A 19828-nucleotide genomic window follows, 5' to 3' on the forward strand; every position below is an offset into this window, starting at 1 on the left:
TAACATGAATAACGATTGATAGAAACGTCTCTCGCTAAGAACAAAGGCTTTTTGTCCAATATGGTATAATAAGTGGGAATGTTTTTGTTGAAGGAGTTCGGGCGATTTGAGATTACTCACACTCATGGAATACTGTTTATTGATTTTCTTTATGGGCATTTATTTATCGGCGACTGGCTTTAATGCAAGAGACTTTGGCCTTTATATTGGGCTTGTCCTCATTTACACACTGGTCCATATCTTTTCAAAACGGTTTTTACAAAAGCGCGGAAAAGACAATGTGAAAATTGGATTATTCCGTTCTGTTGTGGCGATTACTGGGTCCGTTTTCGCTTCTGTTTTGGCCATTGTCATCATTGTCACGATGCTCACACCAAATTAAAAACGACCCTACATGAAGGGTCGTCCATTTAAGCACCTTTCTTACGCATTGAGAAAGGTGTATTTATTGTGTTTGTCGAATATCGCCAAATGGGAAGAAAACAAATTCTGATGTGCCGACAATCCGATCCTTTTCAATGAGTCCGAGTCCATTTCGACTGTCCATAGAATTCAGTCTGTTGTCACCCATAACAAAGTAATCGTTTTTCGGTACTTTCACTGGACCAAAATCTCCTGTTAAATGGACCTCATACTCTTTGGCATGCGCCTTGTTCTCTTTTAAATAAGGCTCATCTACTTTTTTACCATTAATGTAAAGCGTATCATCCTTCATTTCAATCGTGTCGCCTGGAAGGCCGATCAATCGTTTGACATAATGAATTTTCTGACCGTCTTTTCCATTAATAATCACGATGTCACCACGTTTGACTCCACCGAGATAGTTGATGGTTTTGTTAACAAACAGCTTTTCTCCATCATGAAGGGTTGGTTCCATTGACTCTCCTTCCACCACATACGGCTCAAAAATAAACGTACGGATGATGAGGACGAGGGCAAGTGCAATTAAAATGGCTTTGATCCATTCAAACAGAGAACTTTTCTTCTCTTTTTTGGCTTGTTTCCCATCAGATTGAATGTCATTTTCGTTTTGTTTGTTTTCTTCGTTCAAAATACTGCTTCCTCCTAAGACTTTCTGCTAAAAGACTTGAAACGCGAATTGAATAACTTTACTTTATCACATGTTATTTAAAAATTCACAAGACAACCATTCAATTAGATATTTTTTCCTAATTTGCTGATGATTAAACAAAAAGAAGCACCGCTCTTCACGATGCTTCTTTTCAAATTAAGCTTCTTGTCGGACTGGTTTTTTTAGAATTCCGAGAAGTAGCGCTGTAACAATGGCACCGATTAAGATGCTGATGATGTAAAGAACTGGATGGTTTGTTACCCAGAAAACGAATAGTCCGCCGTGCGGTGCAGGAAGCGTCACTCTAAAGAATTCTGTTAATCCACCTGCAACTGCTGCACCAATCACAGCTGAAGGAATAACGCGCAGAGGATCTGCCGCTGCAAACGGGATCGCCCCTTCCGTAATGAACGCAGCTCCCATGAAGTAACATGTAATACCTGCTTCACGGTCACGTTTAGAGAATTTGTTTCTAAAGATCGTTGTCGCTAGGGCAATTCCTAGAGGCGGCACCATTCCACCTGCCATAATCGCAGCATGCGGTGCATAGTTGCCAGCAGCAATCATCGCAAGACCAAATGTGTAGGCCGCTTTGTTAATCGGACCACCCATATCAATGGCCATCATACCAGCTAAAATAATCCCCATTAATACAAGGTTTCCAGTACCAAGTGATTCAAGCCAGTGTGTTAATCCGTCCATGACCATTTTAACAGGTGTGTTGACGATGTAATGCATGATAATCCCTGTAAAGAAAATACCGAACAATGGATAGAGCAGAACTGGTTTAATACCATCGAGCGACTGTGGTACAAAAGTGAATACTTTTTTGAGCAGCACCACGATGTAACCAGCAAGGAAACCAGCAATCAATCCGCCTAAGAATCCAGCACCTGCTGCTGAGGCCATGAATCCGCCAACCATACCTGGTGCGAAACCTGGACGATCTGCAATACTCATTGCGATAAATCCAGCTAATACAGCAACGATTAAGGCAAGTGCATTATCTCCACCAATTCCTTTTAATACAGCTGCAAATGAATTGAAAGAAGGATCTTTAGGGTCAGCTGAGTTAATTCCCCAGAAGAATGAAATCGCAACGAGGATACCGCCCCCAACAACAAACGGAAGCATGTTGCTTACACCGCTCATTAAGTGCTTATAGAATCCACTTCTTCCCTTACCTGACGATTCATTTTCATCTTTTGAAGAACTGCCGCCTGAACCTTTATAAATCGGCGCATCTTGATTGATGGCTTTTTCGATCAATTCTTGCGGACGGCGAATTCCAGCTGTCACAGGTACTTCAATGACATGTTTGCCTTTAAAGCGTTCCATTTCCACTTGTTTATCAGCTGCCACAATAATAGCTGGCGCTTCTTCAATTTCTTTTGCTGTCAGGGCATGTTTAATTCCACTAGAGCCGTTTGTCTCAACTTTAATGTCAACGCCCATTTCTTTTGCTTTTTCTTTCAAAGCATCTGCGGCCATAAATGTATGCGCGATGCCTGTTGGACAAGCTGTCACCGCTAAAATTTTAGCAGGTTTTCCCGGTGCAGCCGGTTCCTCTTTGACTTCCTCTTCTTCTTCATCGTCTTTATCATGTGTATTGATAATTTCAATGATTTCATCTTCAGTAGCCGCTTCAAGAAGCTGCTTTCGGATCTCTTCACGCATGAGAAGTGTGGATAAACGAGAAAGTGCTTCTAAATGCGTGTTGTTTGCGCCTTCAGTTGCTGCAATCATAAAGACAAGATGACTTGGCTGTCCGTCTAATGATTCATAATCTACACCAGCTGTTGAACGACCAAATGCAATGGCAGGTTCTTTCACACTTGCTGTTTTCGCATGAGGAATCGCAATTCCTTCTCCAATTCCCGTAGAGCTTTGTTTTTCACGATTAACAACAGCTGCTTTGTAGCCTTCTTTATCATTTAATTTACCAGCTGTATCTAATACAGTGACCAGTTCTTCAATAACGGCTTCTTTTTGCTGGCTGTCTAATTGAAGCTTAATCGTATGCTTCGTGAGTAGTTCTGTAATTTTCATGATGACTCCTCCTTTAAATGCGTGTGACTTTTACTTGTGGCAATAATGTATCGACAAGCTCTTTTGTTCCAAGTTCCTCAGAAAATGCTGTAGCACTTCCTGATGTGACGCCAAGCTTAAATGATTCTTCTATGGAAAGGCCTTTAGAAACGCCAGCTAAGAATCCTGCAACGACTGAATCCCCTGCACCAACTGAGTTGATCAGCTTGCCTTTTGGAACATTAGATTGAAAGATCCCTTCCTTACTGAATAAGAGAGCGCCGTCTCCAGCCATAGATACAATGACATGTTCAGCACCTTGTTCCAACAGCTTTTTCCCATAAGGAATGGCTTCTTCTGCAGATGAAATACTGGTTTCAAACATTTCACCTAACTCATGATGGTTTGGTTTCATTAAGAATGGTTTCAGATCTGCTGCTTTTTTTAAGGCTTCTCCAGAAATATCAAGTACTACTCTTACCCCTTGCTTCGCACATACCTCAGCAATGCGCTCATATGTGTTATGAGGCAGTGAAGAAGGAATGCTACCCGCTAATACAACGACATCGCCTTCTGTTAATGAAGTGAATTGGGATAAAAACGAATCGAACTGTGCTTCAGTAATACTTGGACCGAGCCCGTTGATTTCTGTTTCTTCGCCTGTTTTTAGTTTCACATTGATACGTGTATCTTCTGACACCTCATGAAAGGCTGTTTGTAATTGTTCGTTTTGTAAAAAGTCTTGAATATATTTGCCTGTAAAACCGCCAATGAATCCAAGTGCTTTTGATTCAACACCGTGCCGTTTTAAAAGCCTTGAGACATTGATTCCTTTACCACCTGGATATTTTTTGTCATAGGTTGAACGATTTAAACCGCCGACCGCAAAATCCTCCACGTGTACGATGTAATCAACTGATGGGTTTAAAGTAACTGTATAAATCATGTTTTCACTACCTTTATAACCGTTTTTTCATGGTAATTATCGAATGAATCCTCTTTTGCGTCGTTTGTGATAATGGTGGCTTCCTGTAAACTAGCAAAGGCTGAAAACGATATTTCGCCAAACTTTGAGGCATCTGTTAAGATGTAGGTTTTTTTCGCCTGCTTCATGGCTCTTTTTTTAATGAGTGCTTCTTCTGGATCAGGTGTTGTAAACCCTGCCTCGGGATGAATGCCGTTCGTCCCAACAAAGCTTTTGTCAAAACGGTAATTTTCCATAGCTGTCAAAGCTGCGGCTCCCACCATGGCTCCTGTTCGATGTTTCACTGATCCGCCTATCAGGTAAAAAGAAATGCCTTTTCTCATGAGTGCTTCAATGTGCATGACACCATTTGTCACCACCACGATATCTTGATCTGGATCGATAAAGTCAATCATTTGCTGTGTTGTCGTACCAGCATCTAAGTAAATACAATCGCCTTGTTTTAAAAGTGATGCAGCTGCCTCTGCAATCAATGACTTTTCATGAAGGTTTTTGGCAGATTTCTCAAACACATCTGGTTCAAGACGAATACTAGATATTTTAGCAGCTCCTCCGTGAACTCTTTTAAGAAAGCCTTTTTCTTCGAGGGCTGATAAATCTCTTCTAATTGTAGATTCAGACGCATCCGTCATAATCGTTAAGTCCTGTATTTTGATGACATCGTTTTCTTCTAAATAGTCGATAATGAGTTGATGTCTTTCTGGTGTGAGCATTGAAAACACCCCCTTTTGAAAACGTATTCATTTTGCGCGCACCTTTATTGTAATCGCTTTTTTCAACATTATCAATACAAAACAATCAAATACATTCAATAACTATCAAAATCTTTCACAATGGTCATCTTACCTTTATATGTACCATTTGTAAACTGAAAAATATGTGACATTGAGAAGAAAGTCATGATATTAGCATTTCTATCATTTTTCATTTCATTCAATTGAACGAAAAAAAGCCTTTATGCGTTTTGCATAAAAGCTTCAGGTGTGGAGCAGCAGGCAATATATCTCGTTCTACCTTCTTGTCAGCACTTTGAAAGTTAACTTTAGGATTATTCATATCTAAGTGATTCAATCGGATCGAGCCTCGCTGCTTTATTGGCAGGAATCAGTCCAAAAATAATACCAATGAGCATACTAAATAGGACGCCTCCACATACGATTTGCCACGATACAAGAGAAGGCCACCCTGCAAACAGTGACACAAGTGAAGCACCTCCGAAGCCAAGCGCAATTCCAAGTAACCCACCGATCAGTGTAAGGACGACAGACTCAATTAAAAACTGAACGAGTATTTGAGCCCTAGTTGCCCCAAGTGCCTTTCGAATTCCGATTTCTCTTGTTCTTTCTGTGACAGATACGAGCATAATATTCATGACACCAATGCCGCCAACAAGTAATGAGATTCCAGCAATTGAGCCAATGATTGTTGTCATGACAGACGTAATTTGACCAATGCCTGCTGCAATCTCTTCCAGATTGATCATTTCGTAAGCATCGTCTGTATGGTGATTTTCATTTAAGCGTGCAGCCGCACTCTTTCCCACTTCTTTCATTTGATCAGCATGTGCGACTTGAATAGACAACTTATCATATTCTTTCACACCAAATGCAGTTGTCAGCATTGCAAAAGGGACATATATTTCATTCATATCAAATGAAAACAGCCCTTCCTGTTTTGCTAAAACTCCGATCACCTCAACCGGCTGTCCATTCATCCAAATCAACTCGCCTACTGCCTTCTCTCCATTAAACAATTCTTTTTGTATCCCTTCTGAAATAACAGCTGCCCTTCTTCCGCTCCTAAAATCGATTTCACGTAAGTCCTGTCCTTCTGCTATATGTAAAGAATGTACATTCGTGTAGCCTTCATTAATCCCATTGACCGTTGCATCTATTGTTGTATCTTGGAATCTTAATTGCATGCCTTGTGCAGTGGAGGAGGCAACCTGTTTAACCCCATTCAATGCTTGAACACTTTGAATGTCTTCTTCAGTAAATGTGGCTTCAAATAACGCATTAGGATTCGCATTTAACTCCTCATCAGAGGGTGTATAGGTCATATCAATGGTATTGTTTGGCCCTGAAATTGATTCTTTCAGCATTTGCTCTCCGCCTTGACCGATGGCAACGACTGCAATCACTGATCCAACCCCAATAATAATGCCAAGCATCGTTAAAATAGACCGCAATTTATGAGCTAGGACAGAATTCAGCGCTATTTTGATATTTTCAAAGAGTTTCATTCATTGCGTCTCCTTGTATCAATCTATCTTGAACGAGGCGTCCATCTCTTACAACGACTATCCGGTTTGTATACGCAGCTATTTCTTCTTCATGAGTAACGAGCACAACCGTTGTTCCTTCCTCATTGAGCTTTGTAAACTGTTCCATAATCGAGCCGCTCGTTTTTGAATCAAGAGCGCCTGTTGGTTCATCTGCCAAGATGAGCTCCGGCTCATTGACAATCGCACGTGCGATGGCTACTCTTTGTTTTTGCCCCCCTGACAACTCGTTTGGCATATGCTTCATTCGATCTGCCAAACCAACCTTTTCAAGTGCCATTTCCGCACGTTCTTTTCTTTCCTTTTGACTGATACCAGCGTAAATCATCGGAAGTTCAACATTTCGCCTCGCATTTAATCTAGGCAGTAAATAAAATTGTTGAAAAACAAAACCAATGGATCGATTTCGAATCACTGCGAGTTCTTGATCCTTTGCTGCCGACAGCTCCATACCTTGAAAATGGTACTGTCCGGAGGTCGGGTGGTCCAAACAGCCAATGATATTCATTAACGTTGATTTTCCAGAACCGGACGGGCCCATAATGGACATATACTCGCCTTTACCAATGACGAGGTTCACATCACTTAATACATCAAATGTCTCCTCAGCGACTTCGTAGCTTTTTGTCACGTTTGAAAGCTGAATCATTCAGCATTCACTTCCATTCCGTCATACATATCATCTGATGGCTCTGCAATGATTTGATCTTCTTTTGTTAAACCTTTCGTCACTTCAAGATCTTGACCTGACGTTTCACCTAATGTCACTTTTACTTTCTTCAGTGCATTCTTTTCAACAACATAAACGTATGAACCATCTTTCTCTTTTTTCACGGCTGTTTCAGGAATTGTGAGCACTTGACGCTTGTCCGTTTCAATTTCCATGATCATTTTAAAGCCTGGTTTTGCATCCGGCTTTTTCCCTTTCATTTCAATTTCGACTGGATATTGTACGGTTTGATCACTAGCAGCTGTTTCTGCTGTTGACTGGGCAGGCACAGCGCCCACTTTTTTCACTACTCCTTGCCAACTCTTTCCGCGAATGACATCAGACGTTACCTTTACTTTTTGTTTCTTTTTGACTTTCATAGCATCATACTCACTGATTAAGCCTCGTACAATCATTTTTTTCTCATTGCCAATATGGATTACCGGCTGTCTCTCTTCTAGCTTCCCTGCGCCAGCATCTTGCTCGATGGAGATGACTGTTCCTTCAATTTTGCTATGTATCGTCAAATCTTCTATTTGTGCCTTTACTTTTTCTTGGTTAAGCTCCGCTTGTTTTTGCTCTAATTCAGCAGCTTTGAGTTCGAGTTCAAGCTGATCTCGCTCGTTTTTCGAATCAGCGCCCACCTTTTTTCCCTGATTTTCATCTAATGAATTGAGTCTATTTTGTAATTGTTCAAGCTTTAGTGTACTTGATTCAGCCGCAAGTGCTTGCTGCTGTTCTTCAAGCTCCAGTTCCTTATTTTCATATGTAAGGAGCGGTGTTCCAACTTTCACCTTTTCTCCTTCTTTCACAGCGATATGATTCAGGCTTCCCTTCTCTTCTTCTGTATAAATGAATTGCTCCTCCGAGAATGAAAGTGTTCCAGGCGTCATCACCGTAGAAGTTATTTCTTTTGATGCAAGTTGGACTGTTTTAAATGATGCCGTAGAGGCAGGCTTTGATTGGTTTTTTGCAATATTAAATCCAATGAATAGACCAATCACAATAATGATAATGGATCCGATAATGATTTTCTTTCTCATAAAAACATTCTACCCCCAGCTTACTGCATGTTGATGGTGATTGTGGTTCCTACATATTGAAAAATTAAAGATAATACATAAAAGACACTCACAATAATCCAAGATATTCTTGGCGAAATGCGGCCGACTTTGATCAATAAAAAGCCTGTTAAAACAAGATTCCAGATCACAAAAAGATCGATATTGGCTAACACGGCATGCCATGGACCAGACATTCGAATGAATGCGTTTAATGAGGTAACCGTGATATCTTTTGGCACATGAAAAAAAATGATCGCCAAATGAGAAATAATCGTACCAATGATCGTAATAGGTGTGATATAAAGTACACCTGAAAATAGCTGCTGAAACGTTGCATCACCTTTTGCTAAAAAGACGATGAACTTGTATACGGCAGTATTAATGACAATCCCAATGACCAGACCAATGAGCGTGATCACATAAACGAAAGGGATTGGTAAAATTAAATCTGCCCACAATCCTTCATTCACTAGCTGAGACAAATAAGTGACAACAACTGTTAATACAAGCACACATGATAAAGGCCACCAAACGAATGGCTGCTCCCACACTCTTTTTAAATACTCTGATGGTCTTGTGCTTACGCCTATTATTGTGGGTTTTTGCGTTGTTTCTTTCATCAAATGTCATCCTCTCCATGTGCTGTAAGTATGGAATCGTTTTTTCATACTCTTGTTGTTTCTATTTTATCAAAAGATTGCCAATAAGTGATAGATCATTTGATTTTCTTATTTTCATAGTGATAGGATTGAATCTATTATTCTATTTTCATGAACGACATCCTTCAAATGATACCTTGATCCGACCATATTCATATGAAAAAATTATGATTTTACTGACTGAAAAACAGTTTATGAAGTAAACAACATGTCTTTCGGAATAAATATCCTTTTCCTTTGGATTCAGATGGTCTCAGTTAGACACAACAATTTTTTGTTAAAATATTCCTAGTAATTTCAATGAATCCCGGCTTTATAGGACTATGTTTAGCGCCTTTTATAGAACAGATGAGCCTTTAGTATCAATACTTTCATATTAAAAAAATAAAAATAAAAGGATTTTACTTGATCAAATGTTATTTTTTCATATAATGTAAAATAGAGGTAGGTTAAATGATAGTGGAAATGGAGTCAAGTGAATGTTAAGAGAAAAATTGAAAATGCAATTGATTTTACTTTATGAAAAGGAACAAGAAGCATGGCAATACTTTAGAAAGGAAAGAGAACTGATTTATCATGAGCTCAAATTACTTGATATGAAAGAGAGCAGACCTTCTAATGACAAAATATACTACGCAGCAAGGTGTGTAGATATTATTAAAGAAAAAAAGGGAAGCATCGTGAGCACAAAAGAACTAAAAGAACAGCTTCAAGCTCAAACAGATTTCAATGTGAGACGAATCAGCGAATTGTATGATCTCATTCAACAGCTCGATCCTCACATTTCTAAAGCACGCCGGGGATGTTTTATTTACGAAGATCATACCCAAGTACCTCTACAATCTTTTCACACATAAAAAAATTGGTTACAGCCGCTGGCCATAACCAAATCCTCTAATATCTATTATCCACCACTTACAGGAGGAATGAGTGCAACAGTGTCCCCGCTACGCACTTCAGCATTTCCCCTCGTATATATTTCGTTGACTGCAACCATCACGTTTTGTGCAGTATCAACTCCATATACCTCCTGTAATTCTATTTTAATCTCATCAACCGTTGTTTGATCTTTTTGAATGATGATTTGTTGTTTACCGGCCTTCTCAGCAAGGCCGGCGAACAATAATACGCTAATCATGCCGCTTCCCTTCTTTCTCGTTAAGTTGGAGAGTACTAGGTTTTCCTTCCGGGTATGAAACGGTTTCAAGCTGATCACCTATCCAAGCCTCTCCATCTTCCCAGTATTCCTTTTTCCAAATAGGAACTATTTCCTTTATTCGTTCAATCGCATATTCATTGGCTTCGTATGCAGCTTTCCGATGAGGTGATGAAACAGCTATTGCCACTGCAATGTCACATATCTCAAGAGTGCCAATACGATGCACAATGGCAGCTTCTGTATCAGGCCAGCGTTTTTTAATTTCTTGTCCAATTTGACTCAACATATTTTCCGCCATTGGTATGTATGCTTCATATGTTAAACGCAGCGTTTTTTTGCCATTTGTCCATTCTCTTACCGTGCCTATGAATGTCGTAATGGCTCCCGCTTTGCGTCTTGTGACATGCTGAATCAATTCATTCACATCAATTGGCTCTTTTGTGATGTTAAAAAGTTCATTCATACGAGGCTTCCCCCTTCAATAAATTAAAAGCAAATGTGATCCCGCGCTTGTCAAATGCTGAAAACACAGGAAACGGGTATTTCTCGGTGAACTGTATTTCTTTATCGAAATAAATGGCTGCTTGTATATGAGAAAGTGTCGAAAGATCAATGAGTTCCTGTTCGTCTTTGACACACAGGATTTTGCGGTAAGGCGCTTGTTTGTATCCTTCGATCAAGACGGCATCTAAAGGAAGATGCTGACACATGTTGATTAGTTGTGTGAATGTCATGTGCCGTATGAAAAAGTGACATTCACCTTCTCCCTCCACACCTGCGGCAAATGCACCCGCTTGAACATATCGATCCGTATCTTTTTGTTTGAACAGACGGTCTGGCTTTCCACCATGTCCGTGATGTTTGAAGCAGCCTAGCTGCATTTCTTCTTCATCCGCCAGCTGACATAATTTTTCGATCAGCGTCGTTTTACCACTATTTTGATAGCCCACGACTTGTAGAATGTTTAATTTGTCATCCAACATGGAGCACCGCCTTCGTGGTGAAATAGCAGAACGCTGACCTGGTCACCTGCACTAAACCCTCTTGTTCCTCCGGGCAAAACAATGAAACAATCAGCATGAGCAATAGATGTCACCGCACTAGATTTATCAAGACCTGTTGGCGTCACACTCAGCTGGCTGCCAGCGAAATCAAGTGATGCTCTAACAAATCGTGTGAATGGATTGGCTTTTGGAAAATCATGTGTCAGCTTCGCCTCAGCAAAAACGGGAAATGGATTTTCTTTCAAACACCATTTATAAATGATCGGTTTGACAAATAGTTCAAAGCCAACAAAACAGGCAGCCGGATTTCCTGACAGTCCATAAAGCAATTGACCATTTGGCAACGCAGCAACGGTCGTCACACTTCCAGGTCTCATCGCCACTTTATTAAACAACACCTCTGCACCTAGTTTTTCATAAATAGCAGGTAAAAAGTCAAAATCACCTACCGATACACCACCTGTTGTGATGAGCATATCAACTTTGCTTAAGGCTGCTTTTACGGCTTCATAGCTTTGATCAAAATCATCGGATACACCGCCTAAATCAAGCGGTTCTCCTCCAGCTTCAAGAACCTGAGCGTACACCATACTTAGGTTACTATTTCTAATTTTACCGTCCACCATGGCATCACTTACTTGTAGGAGCTCGGTACCTGTTGAGATGATACCGATCACCGGTTTTTTGACGACTGGCACAACCGCATATCCGAACGTTGCCAATATCGCCGTCACGCCTGGGGTAACTTTTGAGCCTTTTTTGATCATGACGTTCCCTTTGAGGGTCTCTTCTCCTTGCCGAGAAATATTGTTACCCTTTTTCAGAGGTCTTTTAAGTGACATCATTGATTTACCATCTTTTTCAAACGTTTTCGTCAATTCGAGCATGATCACAACATTTGCTCCTTTTGGAATCTTCGCTCCTGTCATGATGCGAATCGCTTGAAAAGGACCGATCGTTTTTGCAGAAACAATACCTGCCCCTATATGATCAATGACCTCAAATTCAATCGGATGCTCGCTCGATGCTTCCTTTGTATCTTCTGCTCGAAGTGCAAAACCATCATACGGAGAACGATCAAAGGCAGGAACATCGTGATCTGCTAAAATATCCTCTGCAATCCATCTTCCAAGGCTGTTCTTTAAAGGAACCCATTCGACTTGTCCATGTTTTTGAAATTGGTGGACTTTCTTTACTGCCTCTTCTACTGGAATTGGCTGTCGTCTTTCCATCACTTCTCACTCCTATATGCCTAGCAGTCTTGCTAGTAATGAATTGGCTACTCTTTCATCATTTGTCCCATGGATTAATACACGTCCTCCTTTAAAACAAACGATACGGTGTCTTTCATAGCGTATATGAATTAAAAAATCGTTCACTTCCACCTCACAAATAGAGGACAGACGCTCTTTTACATGCTGAAATGAAAGGTTTTCTAAATCCTTCGATATGATCTGAATGGTGTCACGCCCGCAAAGAATCGCTGTTTTTTTTCGCTGTTCATCTAAATATGGATACGTTCTATTTATGCCGCAAGATGGACAGCTCTCCTGCTTCGTACGAGATACATCCATTTTAAACGAAGACGACTGCCACAAATCAAACGTGACAAACTTTCGCTCCATTTGCTCTTCATGCCCTGTTAAATATTTTAATGCCTCTGTTTGCTGATAAGCCGACACCATTTGGACAGCCGGAGAAATAATACCAGCTGTATCACATGTCAAACCCCCAACAGGCACTGAGGTAAATACACATGATAAGCAAGGTGTTTTGCCTGGCAAAATGGTCATATACATTCCCTGACTGCTCACACAGGCACCGTAAATCCAAGGCGTATTTGTTTCTAATGATAAGTCATTCATCACCATTCTTGTCTCAAAATTATCAGTCGCATCAATGACGATATTTGCTTTTCGGAATAAAGGTCTTAACAGCTCTACTCCTGCATCTTCAATAAGAGCGTGTATGGTCACTTCATGGTTGATCTCTTGGAGACGTTTTTTAGCTGCTGCCGCTTTTGGCACATGCATCTTTGCATCGTGTTCAGTGTACAGCTGCTGCCGCTGTAAATTTGAGAATTCCACATAATCACGATCTACAATCGTCAAAGTACCAATTCCTGAACGGACAAGCCCTTCAGCAGACGCTGTTCCAAGTGCACCAGCTCCAACAATCAGGACATGACTTTCGGCAAGCTCAGACTGCCCTTTTTCACCTACCGGAGGGAACAAGATTTGCCTTGAATATCGCTCGTTCAATATTGTTCTCTCCTTCTCGTTTTTATGTATCATATCATACCGTTTTCAGGTAAATCGCTTCTTTTATTGATATTGTGAAATTCATTTGGTGCCACGTTCAGTTCGTCGGCTGGAACAACCTGGACGTGAAGTTTTTGTAATAAGTCTTTGATAGCTAATTGATTCTCTTTTAAGCACGCAGAAATAAACGGAAGACTGCGGCGGTGATAAAGCGCAAATAACGGCTGTAATCTTTCCTGCACCATCGGGACCACAGCATCTACATGCTCATGGCAATAAGAAGATAAAGCGACGGCTGTCTCTTTTCGTATGAATGGCATATCACATGCCGTCACTAAGTACCACTCTGCTTCTTGCTTTTGCATAGCGGTATATATGCCTGCAAGCGGGCCATACCCACGCACCTGTTCATCATCTAACCAAACAGCTTGTTCCCCTCTTGCTTTGAAAAAAGGCAGAAGCTTCGGGTGACTGATGATGACGGTTTCCCCTTTCAAAAGTTTCTCTTTCACATGTTCATATAGTGGTTTCCCCTGATAGACATGACTTGCCTTTGGCCCTCCAAAACGCCTAGAAGCACCTCCGGCTAGTATCACATTCACTATTCTCATCATCTCATCCCCTTTGATATGGTTGTTCTAATCACACTCATTTCGCATACTTTATTGATAACATGAATAAGGAGGTCTACCTATGAACCGGCGCCATGCTTCTCCCCTATTCCATGATCTGTCTCAAGAAAATCTATTTTTAAAAGCTGAAACGGCCAAATATCAACAGATGATTTCAGATTTACAGTCCACGTATACCTATGCTAAAAACAAGAAGCTATCTCAAGAATATCATGAGATGAAAAAGGATTTCACTCAATTAAAACAACAATTGGATGAAATGACCATTGACCAAGACGAAGCATCATCTAAAATACAGGATCTCTCTTATAGCAAATCCGAATTATTACATAAAATCGTCCTTCTTCATGAAATGCTGCAAAAGGAAACCTATCATAGACGAAAAGAAACAGAGGAAAAGCACCGATTGCATTTGAAGGTTGTAAAATATAAGGAAATGTCTCAGCAACTACAGGAGCGATTACTAGACCAAGATAAACAGCTTGCAAAAGAGGAGAAAAAAGGAAATACTTTATCCGCTGTGATTGAAAAACTGCAACAAACTCTAAGCGATAAAAACGCAGAGCTTCATTTATTACAAGAAGGCGTGCGGCATCTACAGGAGCGTTTTTATGAAACACAAGAAAAATTACTGCAAATCGAAAAAGCAAAAGAAGCCATTTTTTATGAAACGCTCACGAGCTACCAAAAACAGTTAGCCGAAAGCGAGGAATGGATCGCTTCTCATTTTGCTGATATCGACCAGTCAGCCCAAACAAATGCCGAGCCGTTCTCACAAGACCCTATTTTGCAAACGACCGAAGAAATAGGACCGATTTTGAAGAAACTAAACGAACAAGTAGAAACGCTCCAGGCAAAAGTTGATGCGGTGCAGCGGAGTGGAGAGGTCATGACAGTGAAGATCGATGGATTTAAAAAACAGCGCGACAACATGCCCAAAGAACGAAAGATTGTCTATACAGTTGATCAAAAAAAGTGATCAGTTCATCACGTACGCAAGAAAAAACTGCTGGCATTTACGCCCAGCAGTTTCTTTTTTATTTATTCGTCTTCTGTTTGAATGTCGCCTTCTAAAATATACTGTCCGCGATAAGGTTTCTTCACTTCTGGGTACATTTTAATTAAGCTTTGCATAAACGTTGTCATATTTGGAATTTCAAGACCGCTCTCTTTTTCAATCTCTTTTTGAAGTTCAGAGCTTTTAATCGCCGCATTATGACGCTTTAATGTTTTGATTGCAGCTTCACGAAGCTTAGCTGCCTTTGATCCAGGTCTAGCTGTGCCTCTTCTGCGTCTTGTAGATCCTTCAGGAATACCTACAGGTGCACCATTTAGCTGACCTGTTCCTAAAGATGATGTAACGTTTGACTGCGTTTGCGCAGGCTGATTGTAGCTTCTCATTTCTTGTGCAGCCAGCTCAGCTAATACAGGCAGTGAATCTGTTTTTCTCTCTGTACGTACTTCTTTTTTTGTATCTGTGACGAGACCTGTACCTTGACGGTCTAATTCTCTTAGTTTTGCGTAAATCGCATCTCGTTCAATTTGATATTCACGGATGACCTTTACTTCTGCTTCATTTAATTGTTCCAATCGTAAACGTAACGCTTCCCTCTCATTAAACAATGGATTTCCCCCTCATCATATAAAAAATATTCTATAGTAAATATTAGATTAGAAAACTAATTTTATCAACTATTTTTTTATCATTTTACAGTTTGCTATCAGATAGGTATTTCCAACTAAAATTTTGCCAAAGAAGAAAAATCGGCACCCATTTCATTGCCACTATAGGCTTTTGACCACCTTTAAAATATTGTAAAAATTTTGAATAAATGCTTATACTACTTGATTTATATAGTTATTTACCAAACTGAAATTTCTTTTGTGCAAAAACGTTCTGAATAGTAAAAAGTTAAAATCTTTACATTTTCATTTCAAAATAAAAATGTAAATAGGCCATAATACCTTTTTGTTTCAGGAAATTTTTTTAATGAAATCCCTCATTTTCTCTTTTCTTAGGCATTCCACCTACAATCATATTCATCCAGTGCAATATGTCTCCTATTTTTCCCCATGAAAAAACCCCCATTCATGGGGGAAAGCCTATTCTGCAGCCTTTTCAGACTCAGAAAGAACACGATTGACACGTTTTTCAAGCATTTTCATACCGCTTCCGCCAGCTTGGAAGTGGCGTAAAGCACCTGTTTTATCGAATACATAGTAAGCTGGTACATATTCGTTCTCAAATGCTTCTGTTAATTTATGGTCGCTGTCTACAAAGATTGGCTGTGTGATTTCATGCTCATTTGCAACCTCTTTGATTTTTTCTAGATCTAGGTCATCCTCTGAACGTGGCATGTGAACTGCGATCACGTTTAGTTGATCCTTGTATTCATCACGGAATTGGTTCACTTGCGGCATCGCCTCTTTACAAAGGTGACAGCTAACTGACCAGAAGTGGATCAATGTTGGTTTATCACCAATTAATTCTTCTCTTGTTACTTCTCCATTTAACCATTCTTTTGCACCAGTTAGTTCTGGCATTGGTTGACGTAATTTCATTTTGAAGCGCCTCCATCCATTGTATGTCTCGAAACAAAAAGGTCTAACATCAGTTAGACCCCAGCATGTAGACAAACCCTCGCATTCTTTGTCAGTCCTGCGTGCTGGTGCTCACGAATGTCACATTCGCTTCGCGCCAGTACTCGTCCTTCCTAGGGCTGCAAAGGTTTTCTATCACGCTGAAAAGAAGACAAAGGGCTAAAATAAACAACATTTTAGCCCTTTGTCAACAATCTGAAGGTCTAACATCCGTTAGACTGCTTCTTCAACTATCAATTAAAGTGTTTTTTGACCAGGCTTCCAGTTCGCTGGGCAAAGTCCACCAGTTTGTAATGCTTGAAGAACACGTAGTGTCTCATCTACATCACGACCGATATTGTTGTGGAATACTGTTTGATATTGAAGTTCGCCTTCTGGGTTAATGATGAATAGACCACGAAGTGCAATTCCTTCTTCTTCAATTAAAACACCGTATTCTCTAGATACTGTGTGGTTTGTGTCAGCAGCTAGTGGATATTTTAATTCTCCAAGACCATTGTCTTTACGATCTGTGTTGATCCAAGCAAGATGCGTATGGATTGTATCAGTAGATACACCAATGATTTCAGCATCTAAATCTTCAAACTCATCATAACGATCGCTCATTGCTGTAATTTCAGTTGGACAAACAAAAGTGAAATCCATTGGATAGAAGAAAAGAACTGTCCATTTGTCATTCTTGATGTTTTCCTCTAAACTCACTTTACCAAATTCCTTATTAGCAAGTACTGCTTCCATTTCAAAACGTGGAGCTTGTTTTCCTACAAAACGCTCTGCCATATGTAAATCCCTCCAAAAATAATATCTTTATACAGACTTCTTAGCTGTATATAAAATGAGAATCAATAGGTTAAATTCTCATTTAGTTAATAACTTCACAAATATAATTATAATACTTAAGCGATTTTTAGTCAATATTAATTAATAATAAATTTAATTAACGATTTGTCACAATCTCTCGCTCCAACTATTAAAAGTTTAACATGACTTGCATAAGGGAACAAATGATTAGCTTCTCATTTCGCACATACATAGAAAGGTTTTGAAGATCATGAAAGCACTTGAACAAGTAGATTGGGTTTCCATCATCATGAATATCAGTATGATTTTGCTAAAACTTATTGCTATTTTTGTGATTTATTTTATCATCAGAGCGATTGGAAATAAGATGATTAAGCGTGCTTATTCAGCATTCTCTGAAAAGCATGATGTCTCTTTATCACGAGCTCAGACGCTGCAAAGTCTTACCTTAAATATTTTCGCCTACTTGCTGATTTTTATTCTAGTTGTGATGATCCTCGACTTATTTCATTATAACCCAACCGCCTTGCTGGCTGGGGCAGGTGTTGTAGGACTTGCCATTGGATTTGGCGCTCAGGGATTAGTGAGTGATATTGTGACAGGCTTCTTCATACTGCTGGAAAAACAATTTGATGTCGGCGAGTATATAACGGTTGCTGGTTTCGATGGGATCGTTGAACAAATTGGACTGAGAACAACACAGCTTAGAAGCTTTGACGGCACTCTTCATTTCATTCCGAACCGAAGTATACTTAATGTAAGCAATCATTCACGAGGGACGATGCAGGCACTCGTTGATATCAAATTATCCCCAGATGAAAATGTGGATCAGATGATCACCACTTTGCAAGCAGCCTGTGATGAAGTTCGTGAGAGCATGCCGCAAATCATCGAAGGTCCTCAAGTCGTTGGGGTGGAATCATTTGGCTCCTCATCCCTCGTCCTTCGGATCATTGCAAAAACTGAAACGATGGAGCAGTGGCGTGTCGAACGAATTCTGCGCAAAAAAATGAAAGAAGCACTTGATCTAGAAAAAGAGCAAAAAGAACCAGGATCATAAAATCCTGGTTCTTTTGTTTGTTTTATTGAACACGCTGTTCTACTTCTTGACAAATTTCATCAGCCGTCATACCTGACGCTGTAATGACAGATGCCTTTGTCGTTGTGTCTGAAATGCCAAGAACATTTGAATCTAGTCCTGTGACCACATAGCAGTCACACTGATCCATTTGCTGTTCATTTTGAATACGTACGACATCATACCCTTTTTGCTTCAAAAGCTCTTCTACATCGGATAAAGATTGTTCTACACCAATTCTTGTCATAATCAAGAACACCTCCTGTACATAAGGTGTACAGGAGGTCATTTGATTATTCATTCACCTGCTTGCTTTTTAAAATAAGCCGTCATGACGTTCACAGCTGTTTCAATCGCATTTTCGTCAGGCGTGAGTTTTGCATGGTGCAGACCATATTCTGAATCTACCCCTAGCCAAAACATGAACCCAGGGTATTTTTTCAGCATGTAGCCGAAATCTTCTCCTGTCATCGCTTCTCTGCATTCAATGACATTCGCAAGCCCTTCTTCGGCTACATATGACATAAATTCCTCTGTCAAATCCTTTGAATTGTCCACTTCGTAATAAGCTGAAGGGTATCGAACTGTCGCCTTGCATTCGTAGCCAATTTCAATTCCCTTTGCCAGTGCTTCAATTCGTTTTCTCACCTTTTCCATAGACTCTGGCGAGAGCGTGCGAATGGTTCCATCCAGCTTTGCGTGCTGCGCAATGATATTTTGAGCAGTGCCACCTGTAATCGTGCCAACTGTAATGACGGCACTATCAAGAGGGTCCACATTTCGTGAAATCACCGATTGCAGCTGCCCTACTAGTGCACTTGCAGCCACCACCATATCATTTGCTAAATGAGGGTATGCGGCATGCCCGCCTTTTCCTTCAAGATCGATCACAAGCTCACTCGTATTAGCAAATAATAGGCCCGGCTTTGTTGCAATCGTGCCGACTGGATATTCAGGTGCAATATGCAGCGCTGTAATAAAGTCTGGCGTCCACTTTTTTAGAACATCACTTGTAAGCATTGGTTCAGCTCCGCCTGGCCCTTCTTCTGCCGGTTGGAAAATAAATAGCAGATCTTCTTTGATTGGCTGATGCACGAAATGATCAATGATACCAAGAGCAATGGTCATATGAAGATCATGTCCACATGCATGCATGTTGCCCTCATGTACCGATTGAAATGGGTAGCCCGTTTCTTCAGGGATAGATAATCCGTCCATATCTGCACGATACGCAAAGACGCGCGCAGGATTTGTCCCTTTTACTTTCACAAAAAGTCCAGTCCGCCATGTTTCCATCTCGATTCGATCTGTTGGGTACGATTCGAGATGCTTGATGAGGTAAGCTTGTGTTTTAAATTCCTTAAAACCAAGCTCAGGAATTTGGTGCAAATCTCTTCGAATGGATATTAATTGCTCACGATTTAACAAGTGAACTCGCTTCCTTTCCTCTATACGAATAAGACGTGGATATATCATCCACGTCTATGTCTTCAG

At 40.3% G+C, this 19828-nt stretch carries 23 protein-coding genes; 4 read left to right on the forward strand and 19 right to left on the reverse strand.

Going from position 1 to position 19828, the window contains the following annotated elements:
* The first annotated feature begins 106 nt into the window (after positions 1 to 106).
* The gene (locus tag ACTJJQ_RS04625) at positions 107 to 382 is read left to right on the forward strand and encodes a hypothetical protein (protein WP_024719551.1); all 276 of its coding nucleotides are present in this window, start codon (positions 107 to 109) and stop codon (positions 380 to 382) included.
* Positions 383 to 445: 63 nt separating this feature from the next.
* Here ACTJJQ_RS04625 and lepB read toward each other — a convergent pair whose 3' ends face one another.
* The 8 genes from lepB to ACTJJQ_RS04665 all read right to left on the reverse strand — a co-directional run bounded on the left by lepB (position 446) and on the right by ACTJJQ_RS04665 (position 8759).
* Positions 446 to 1018, reverse strand: a complete 573-nt coding sequence (gene lepB / locus ACTJJQ_RS04630; protein WP_034647709.1) for a signal peptidase I — start codon at positions 1016 to 1018, stop codon at positions 446 to 448.
* A gap of 210 nt (positions 1019 to 1228) precedes the next feature.
* Positions 1229 to 3121, reverse strand: coding sequence for a PTS fructose transporter subunit IIABC (locus ACTJJQ_RS04635; RefSeq protein ID WP_008345139.1), 1893 nt, complete (start codon positions 3119 to 3121; stop codon positions 1229 to 1231).
* Between the two features lie 13 nt (positions 3122 to 3134).
* On the reverse strand, positions 3135 to 4046 hold the full coding sequence (gene pfkB, locus ACTJJQ_RS04640; RefSeq protein ID WP_017359406.1) for a 1-phosphofructokinase: 912 nt from the start codon (positions 4044 to 4046) through the stop codon (positions 3135 to 3137).
* Positions 4043 to 4798 carry a DeoR/GlpR family DNA-binding transcription regulator gene (locus ACTJJQ_RS04645; RefSeq protein WP_138278468.1) on the reverse strand — a complete coding sequence of 252 codons (756 nt, stop codon included), beginning with the start codon at positions 4796 to 4798 and terminating at the stop codon, positions 4043 to 4045. The genes pfkB and ACTJJQ_RS04645 overlap by 4 nt, the downstream gene beginning before the upstream one ends.
* Positions 4799 to 5133: 335 nt before the next feature.
* Positions 5134 to 6327, reverse strand: a complete 1194-nt coding sequence (locus tag ACTJJQ_RS04650) for an ABC transporter permease (protein WP_041092427.1) — start codon at positions 6325 to 6327, stop codon at positions 5134 to 5136.
* On the reverse strand, positions 6314 to 7015 hold the full coding sequence (locus ACTJJQ_RS04655) for an ABC transporter ATP-binding protein (protein ID WP_019743800.1): 702 nt from the start codon (positions 7013 to 7015) through the stop codon (positions 6314 to 6316). Before ACTJJQ_RS04655 ends, ACTJJQ_RS04650 begins: the two co-directional genes overlap by 14 nt.
* Complete coding sequence (locus tag ACTJJQ_RS04660; protein ID WP_440599989.1) at positions 7012 to 8118, reverse strand: efflux RND transporter periplasmic adaptor subunit; 1107 nt, start codon at positions 8116 to 8118, stop codon at positions 7012 to 7014. The genes ACTJJQ_RS04655 and ACTJJQ_RS04660 overlap by 4 nt, the downstream gene beginning before the upstream one ends.
* Before the next feature lie 20 nt (positions 8119 to 8138).
* Positions 8139 to 8759 carry a YIP1 family protein gene (locus ACTJJQ_RS04665; protein ID WP_242731943.1) on the reverse strand — a complete coding sequence of 207 codons (621 nt, stop codon included), beginning with the start codon at positions 8757 to 8759 and terminating at the stop codon, positions 8139 to 8141.
* A 518-nt stretch (positions 8760 to 9277) separates the two neighbouring features.
* On the opposite strand from ACTJJQ_RS04665, the gene ACTJJQ_RS04670 reads away from it, so the two are divergent.
* Complete coding sequence (locus ACTJJQ_RS04670) at positions 9278 to 9655, forward strand: Rok-like winged helix domain-containing protein (protein WP_008345156.1); 378 nt, start codon at positions 9278 to 9280, stop codon at positions 9653 to 9655.
* 47 nt (positions 9656 to 9702) lie between these two features.
* Here ACTJJQ_RS04670 and moaD read toward each other — a convergent pair whose 3' ends face one another.
* The 6 genes from moaD to ACTJJQ_RS04700 are packed head-to-tail and all read right to left on the reverse strand — an operon-like array spanning position 9703 to position 13833.
* A complete protein-coding gene (gene moaD, locus ACTJJQ_RS04675) occupies positions 9703 to 9936 on the reverse strand; it encodes a molybdopterin converting factor subunit 1 (protein WP_008345159.1) in 234 nt (77 codons plus the stop codon).
* On the reverse strand, positions 9929 to 10420 hold the full coding sequence (locus tag ACTJJQ_RS04680; RefSeq protein ID WP_041092418.1) for a molybdenum cofactor biosynthesis protein MoaE: 492 nt from the start codon (positions 10418 to 10420) through the stop codon (positions 9929 to 9931). The genes moaD and ACTJJQ_RS04680 overlap by 8 nt, the downstream gene beginning before the upstream one ends.
* A complete protein-coding gene (mobB, locus tag ACTJJQ_RS04685; RefSeq protein WP_007498638.1) occupies positions 10413 to 10940 on the reverse strand; it encodes a molybdopterin-guanine dinucleotide biosynthesis protein B in 528 nt (175 codons plus the stop codon). The genes ACTJJQ_RS04680 and mobB overlap by 8 nt, the downstream gene beginning before the upstream one ends.
* Positions 10922 to 12196 carry a molybdopterin molybdotransferase MoeA gene (locus tag ACTJJQ_RS04690; RefSeq protein ID WP_284565064.1) on the reverse strand — a complete coding sequence of 425 codons (1275 nt, stop codon included), beginning with the start codon at positions 12194 to 12196 and terminating at the stop codon, positions 10922 to 10924. The genes mobB and ACTJJQ_RS04690 overlap by 19 nt, the downstream gene beginning before the upstream one ends.
* A gap of 9 nt (positions 12197 to 12205) precedes the next feature.
* A complete protein-coding gene (locus ACTJJQ_RS04695; protein WP_284565063.1) occupies positions 12206 to 13222 on the reverse strand; it encodes a MoeB/ThiF family adenylyltransferase in 1017 nt (338 codons plus the stop codon).
* A 29-nt stretch (positions 13223 to 13251) separates the two neighbouring features.
* Positions 13252 to 13833 carry a molybdenum cofactor guanylyltransferase gene (locus ACTJJQ_RS04700; protein WP_284565335.1) on the reverse strand — a complete coding sequence of 194 codons (582 nt, stop codon included), beginning with the start codon at positions 13831 to 13833 and terminating at the stop codon, positions 13252 to 13254.
* 82 nt (positions 13834 to 13915) lie between these two features.
* Here ACTJJQ_RS04700 and ACTJJQ_RS04705 point away from each other — a divergent pair, with 82 nt between their 5' ends.
* Positions 13916 to 14833 carry a sigmaE regulated sporulation protein gene (locus ACTJJQ_RS04705; protein WP_079920060.1) on the forward strand — a complete coding sequence of 306 codons (918 nt, stop codon included), beginning with the start codon at positions 13916 to 13918 and terminating at the stop codon, positions 14831 to 14833.
* A gap of 62 nt (positions 14834 to 14895) precedes the next feature.
* Here ACTJJQ_RS04705 and ACTJJQ_RS04710 read toward each other — a convergent pair whose 3' ends face one another.
* From ACTJJQ_RS04710 to ahpA, 3 genes are all read right to left on the reverse strand, one after another.
* The gene (locus ACTJJQ_RS04710; protein ID WP_007498648.1) at positions 14896 to 15477 is read right to left on the reverse strand and encodes a Rok-like winged helix domain-containing protein; all 582 of its coding nucleotides are present in this window, start codon (positions 15475 to 15477) and stop codon (positions 14896 to 14898) included.
* A gap of 480 nt (positions 15478 to 15957) precedes the next feature.
* Positions 15958 to 16416, reverse strand: coding sequence for a TlpA disulfide reductase family protein (locus ACTJJQ_RS04715; RefSeq protein WP_008345174.1), 459 nt, complete (start codon positions 16414 to 16416; stop codon positions 15958 to 15960).
* A 276-nt stretch (positions 16417 to 16692) separates the two neighbouring features.
* Entirely contained in the window at positions 16693 to 17235 is a 543-nt protein-coding gene (ahpA, locus tag ACTJJQ_RS04720) for a biofilm-specific peroxidase AhpA (protein WP_007498654.1), read from the reverse strand.
* A 271-nt stretch (positions 17236 to 17506) separates the two neighbouring features.
* On the opposite strand from ahpA, the gene ACTJJQ_RS04725 reads away from it, so the two are divergent.
* Positions 17507 to 18316 (forward strand): mechanosensitive ion channel family protein, encoded by an 810-nt coding sequence (locus ACTJJQ_RS04725; RefSeq protein WP_242731933.1) that lies wholly within the window; start codon positions 17507 to 17509, stop codon positions 18314 to 18316.
* 22 nt (positions 18317 to 18338) lie between these two features.
* On the opposite strand, the gene ACTJJQ_RS04730 is transcribed toward ACTJJQ_RS04725, so the two are convergent.
* Positions 18339 to 18581, reverse strand: a complete 243-nt coding sequence (locus tag ACTJJQ_RS04730) for a YkuS family protein (protein ID WP_024424725.1) — start codon at positions 18579 to 18581, stop codon at positions 18339 to 18341.
* Between the two features lie 50 nt (positions 18582 to 18631).
* Positions 18632 to 19810: an N-acetyldiaminopimelate deacetylase gene (locus tag ACTJJQ_RS04735; protein ID WP_242731931.1), complete on the reverse strand. Its 1179-nt coding sequence runs from the start codon at positions 19808 to 19810 to the stop codon at positions 18632 to 18634.
* Positions 19811 to 19828 lie beyond the last annotated feature (18 nt).

This window comes from Bacillus sp. 22483, from assembly GCF_052044605.1.
Lineage (GTDB): Bacteria > Bacillota > Bacilli > Bacillales > Bacillaceae > Bacillus > Bacillus altitudinis.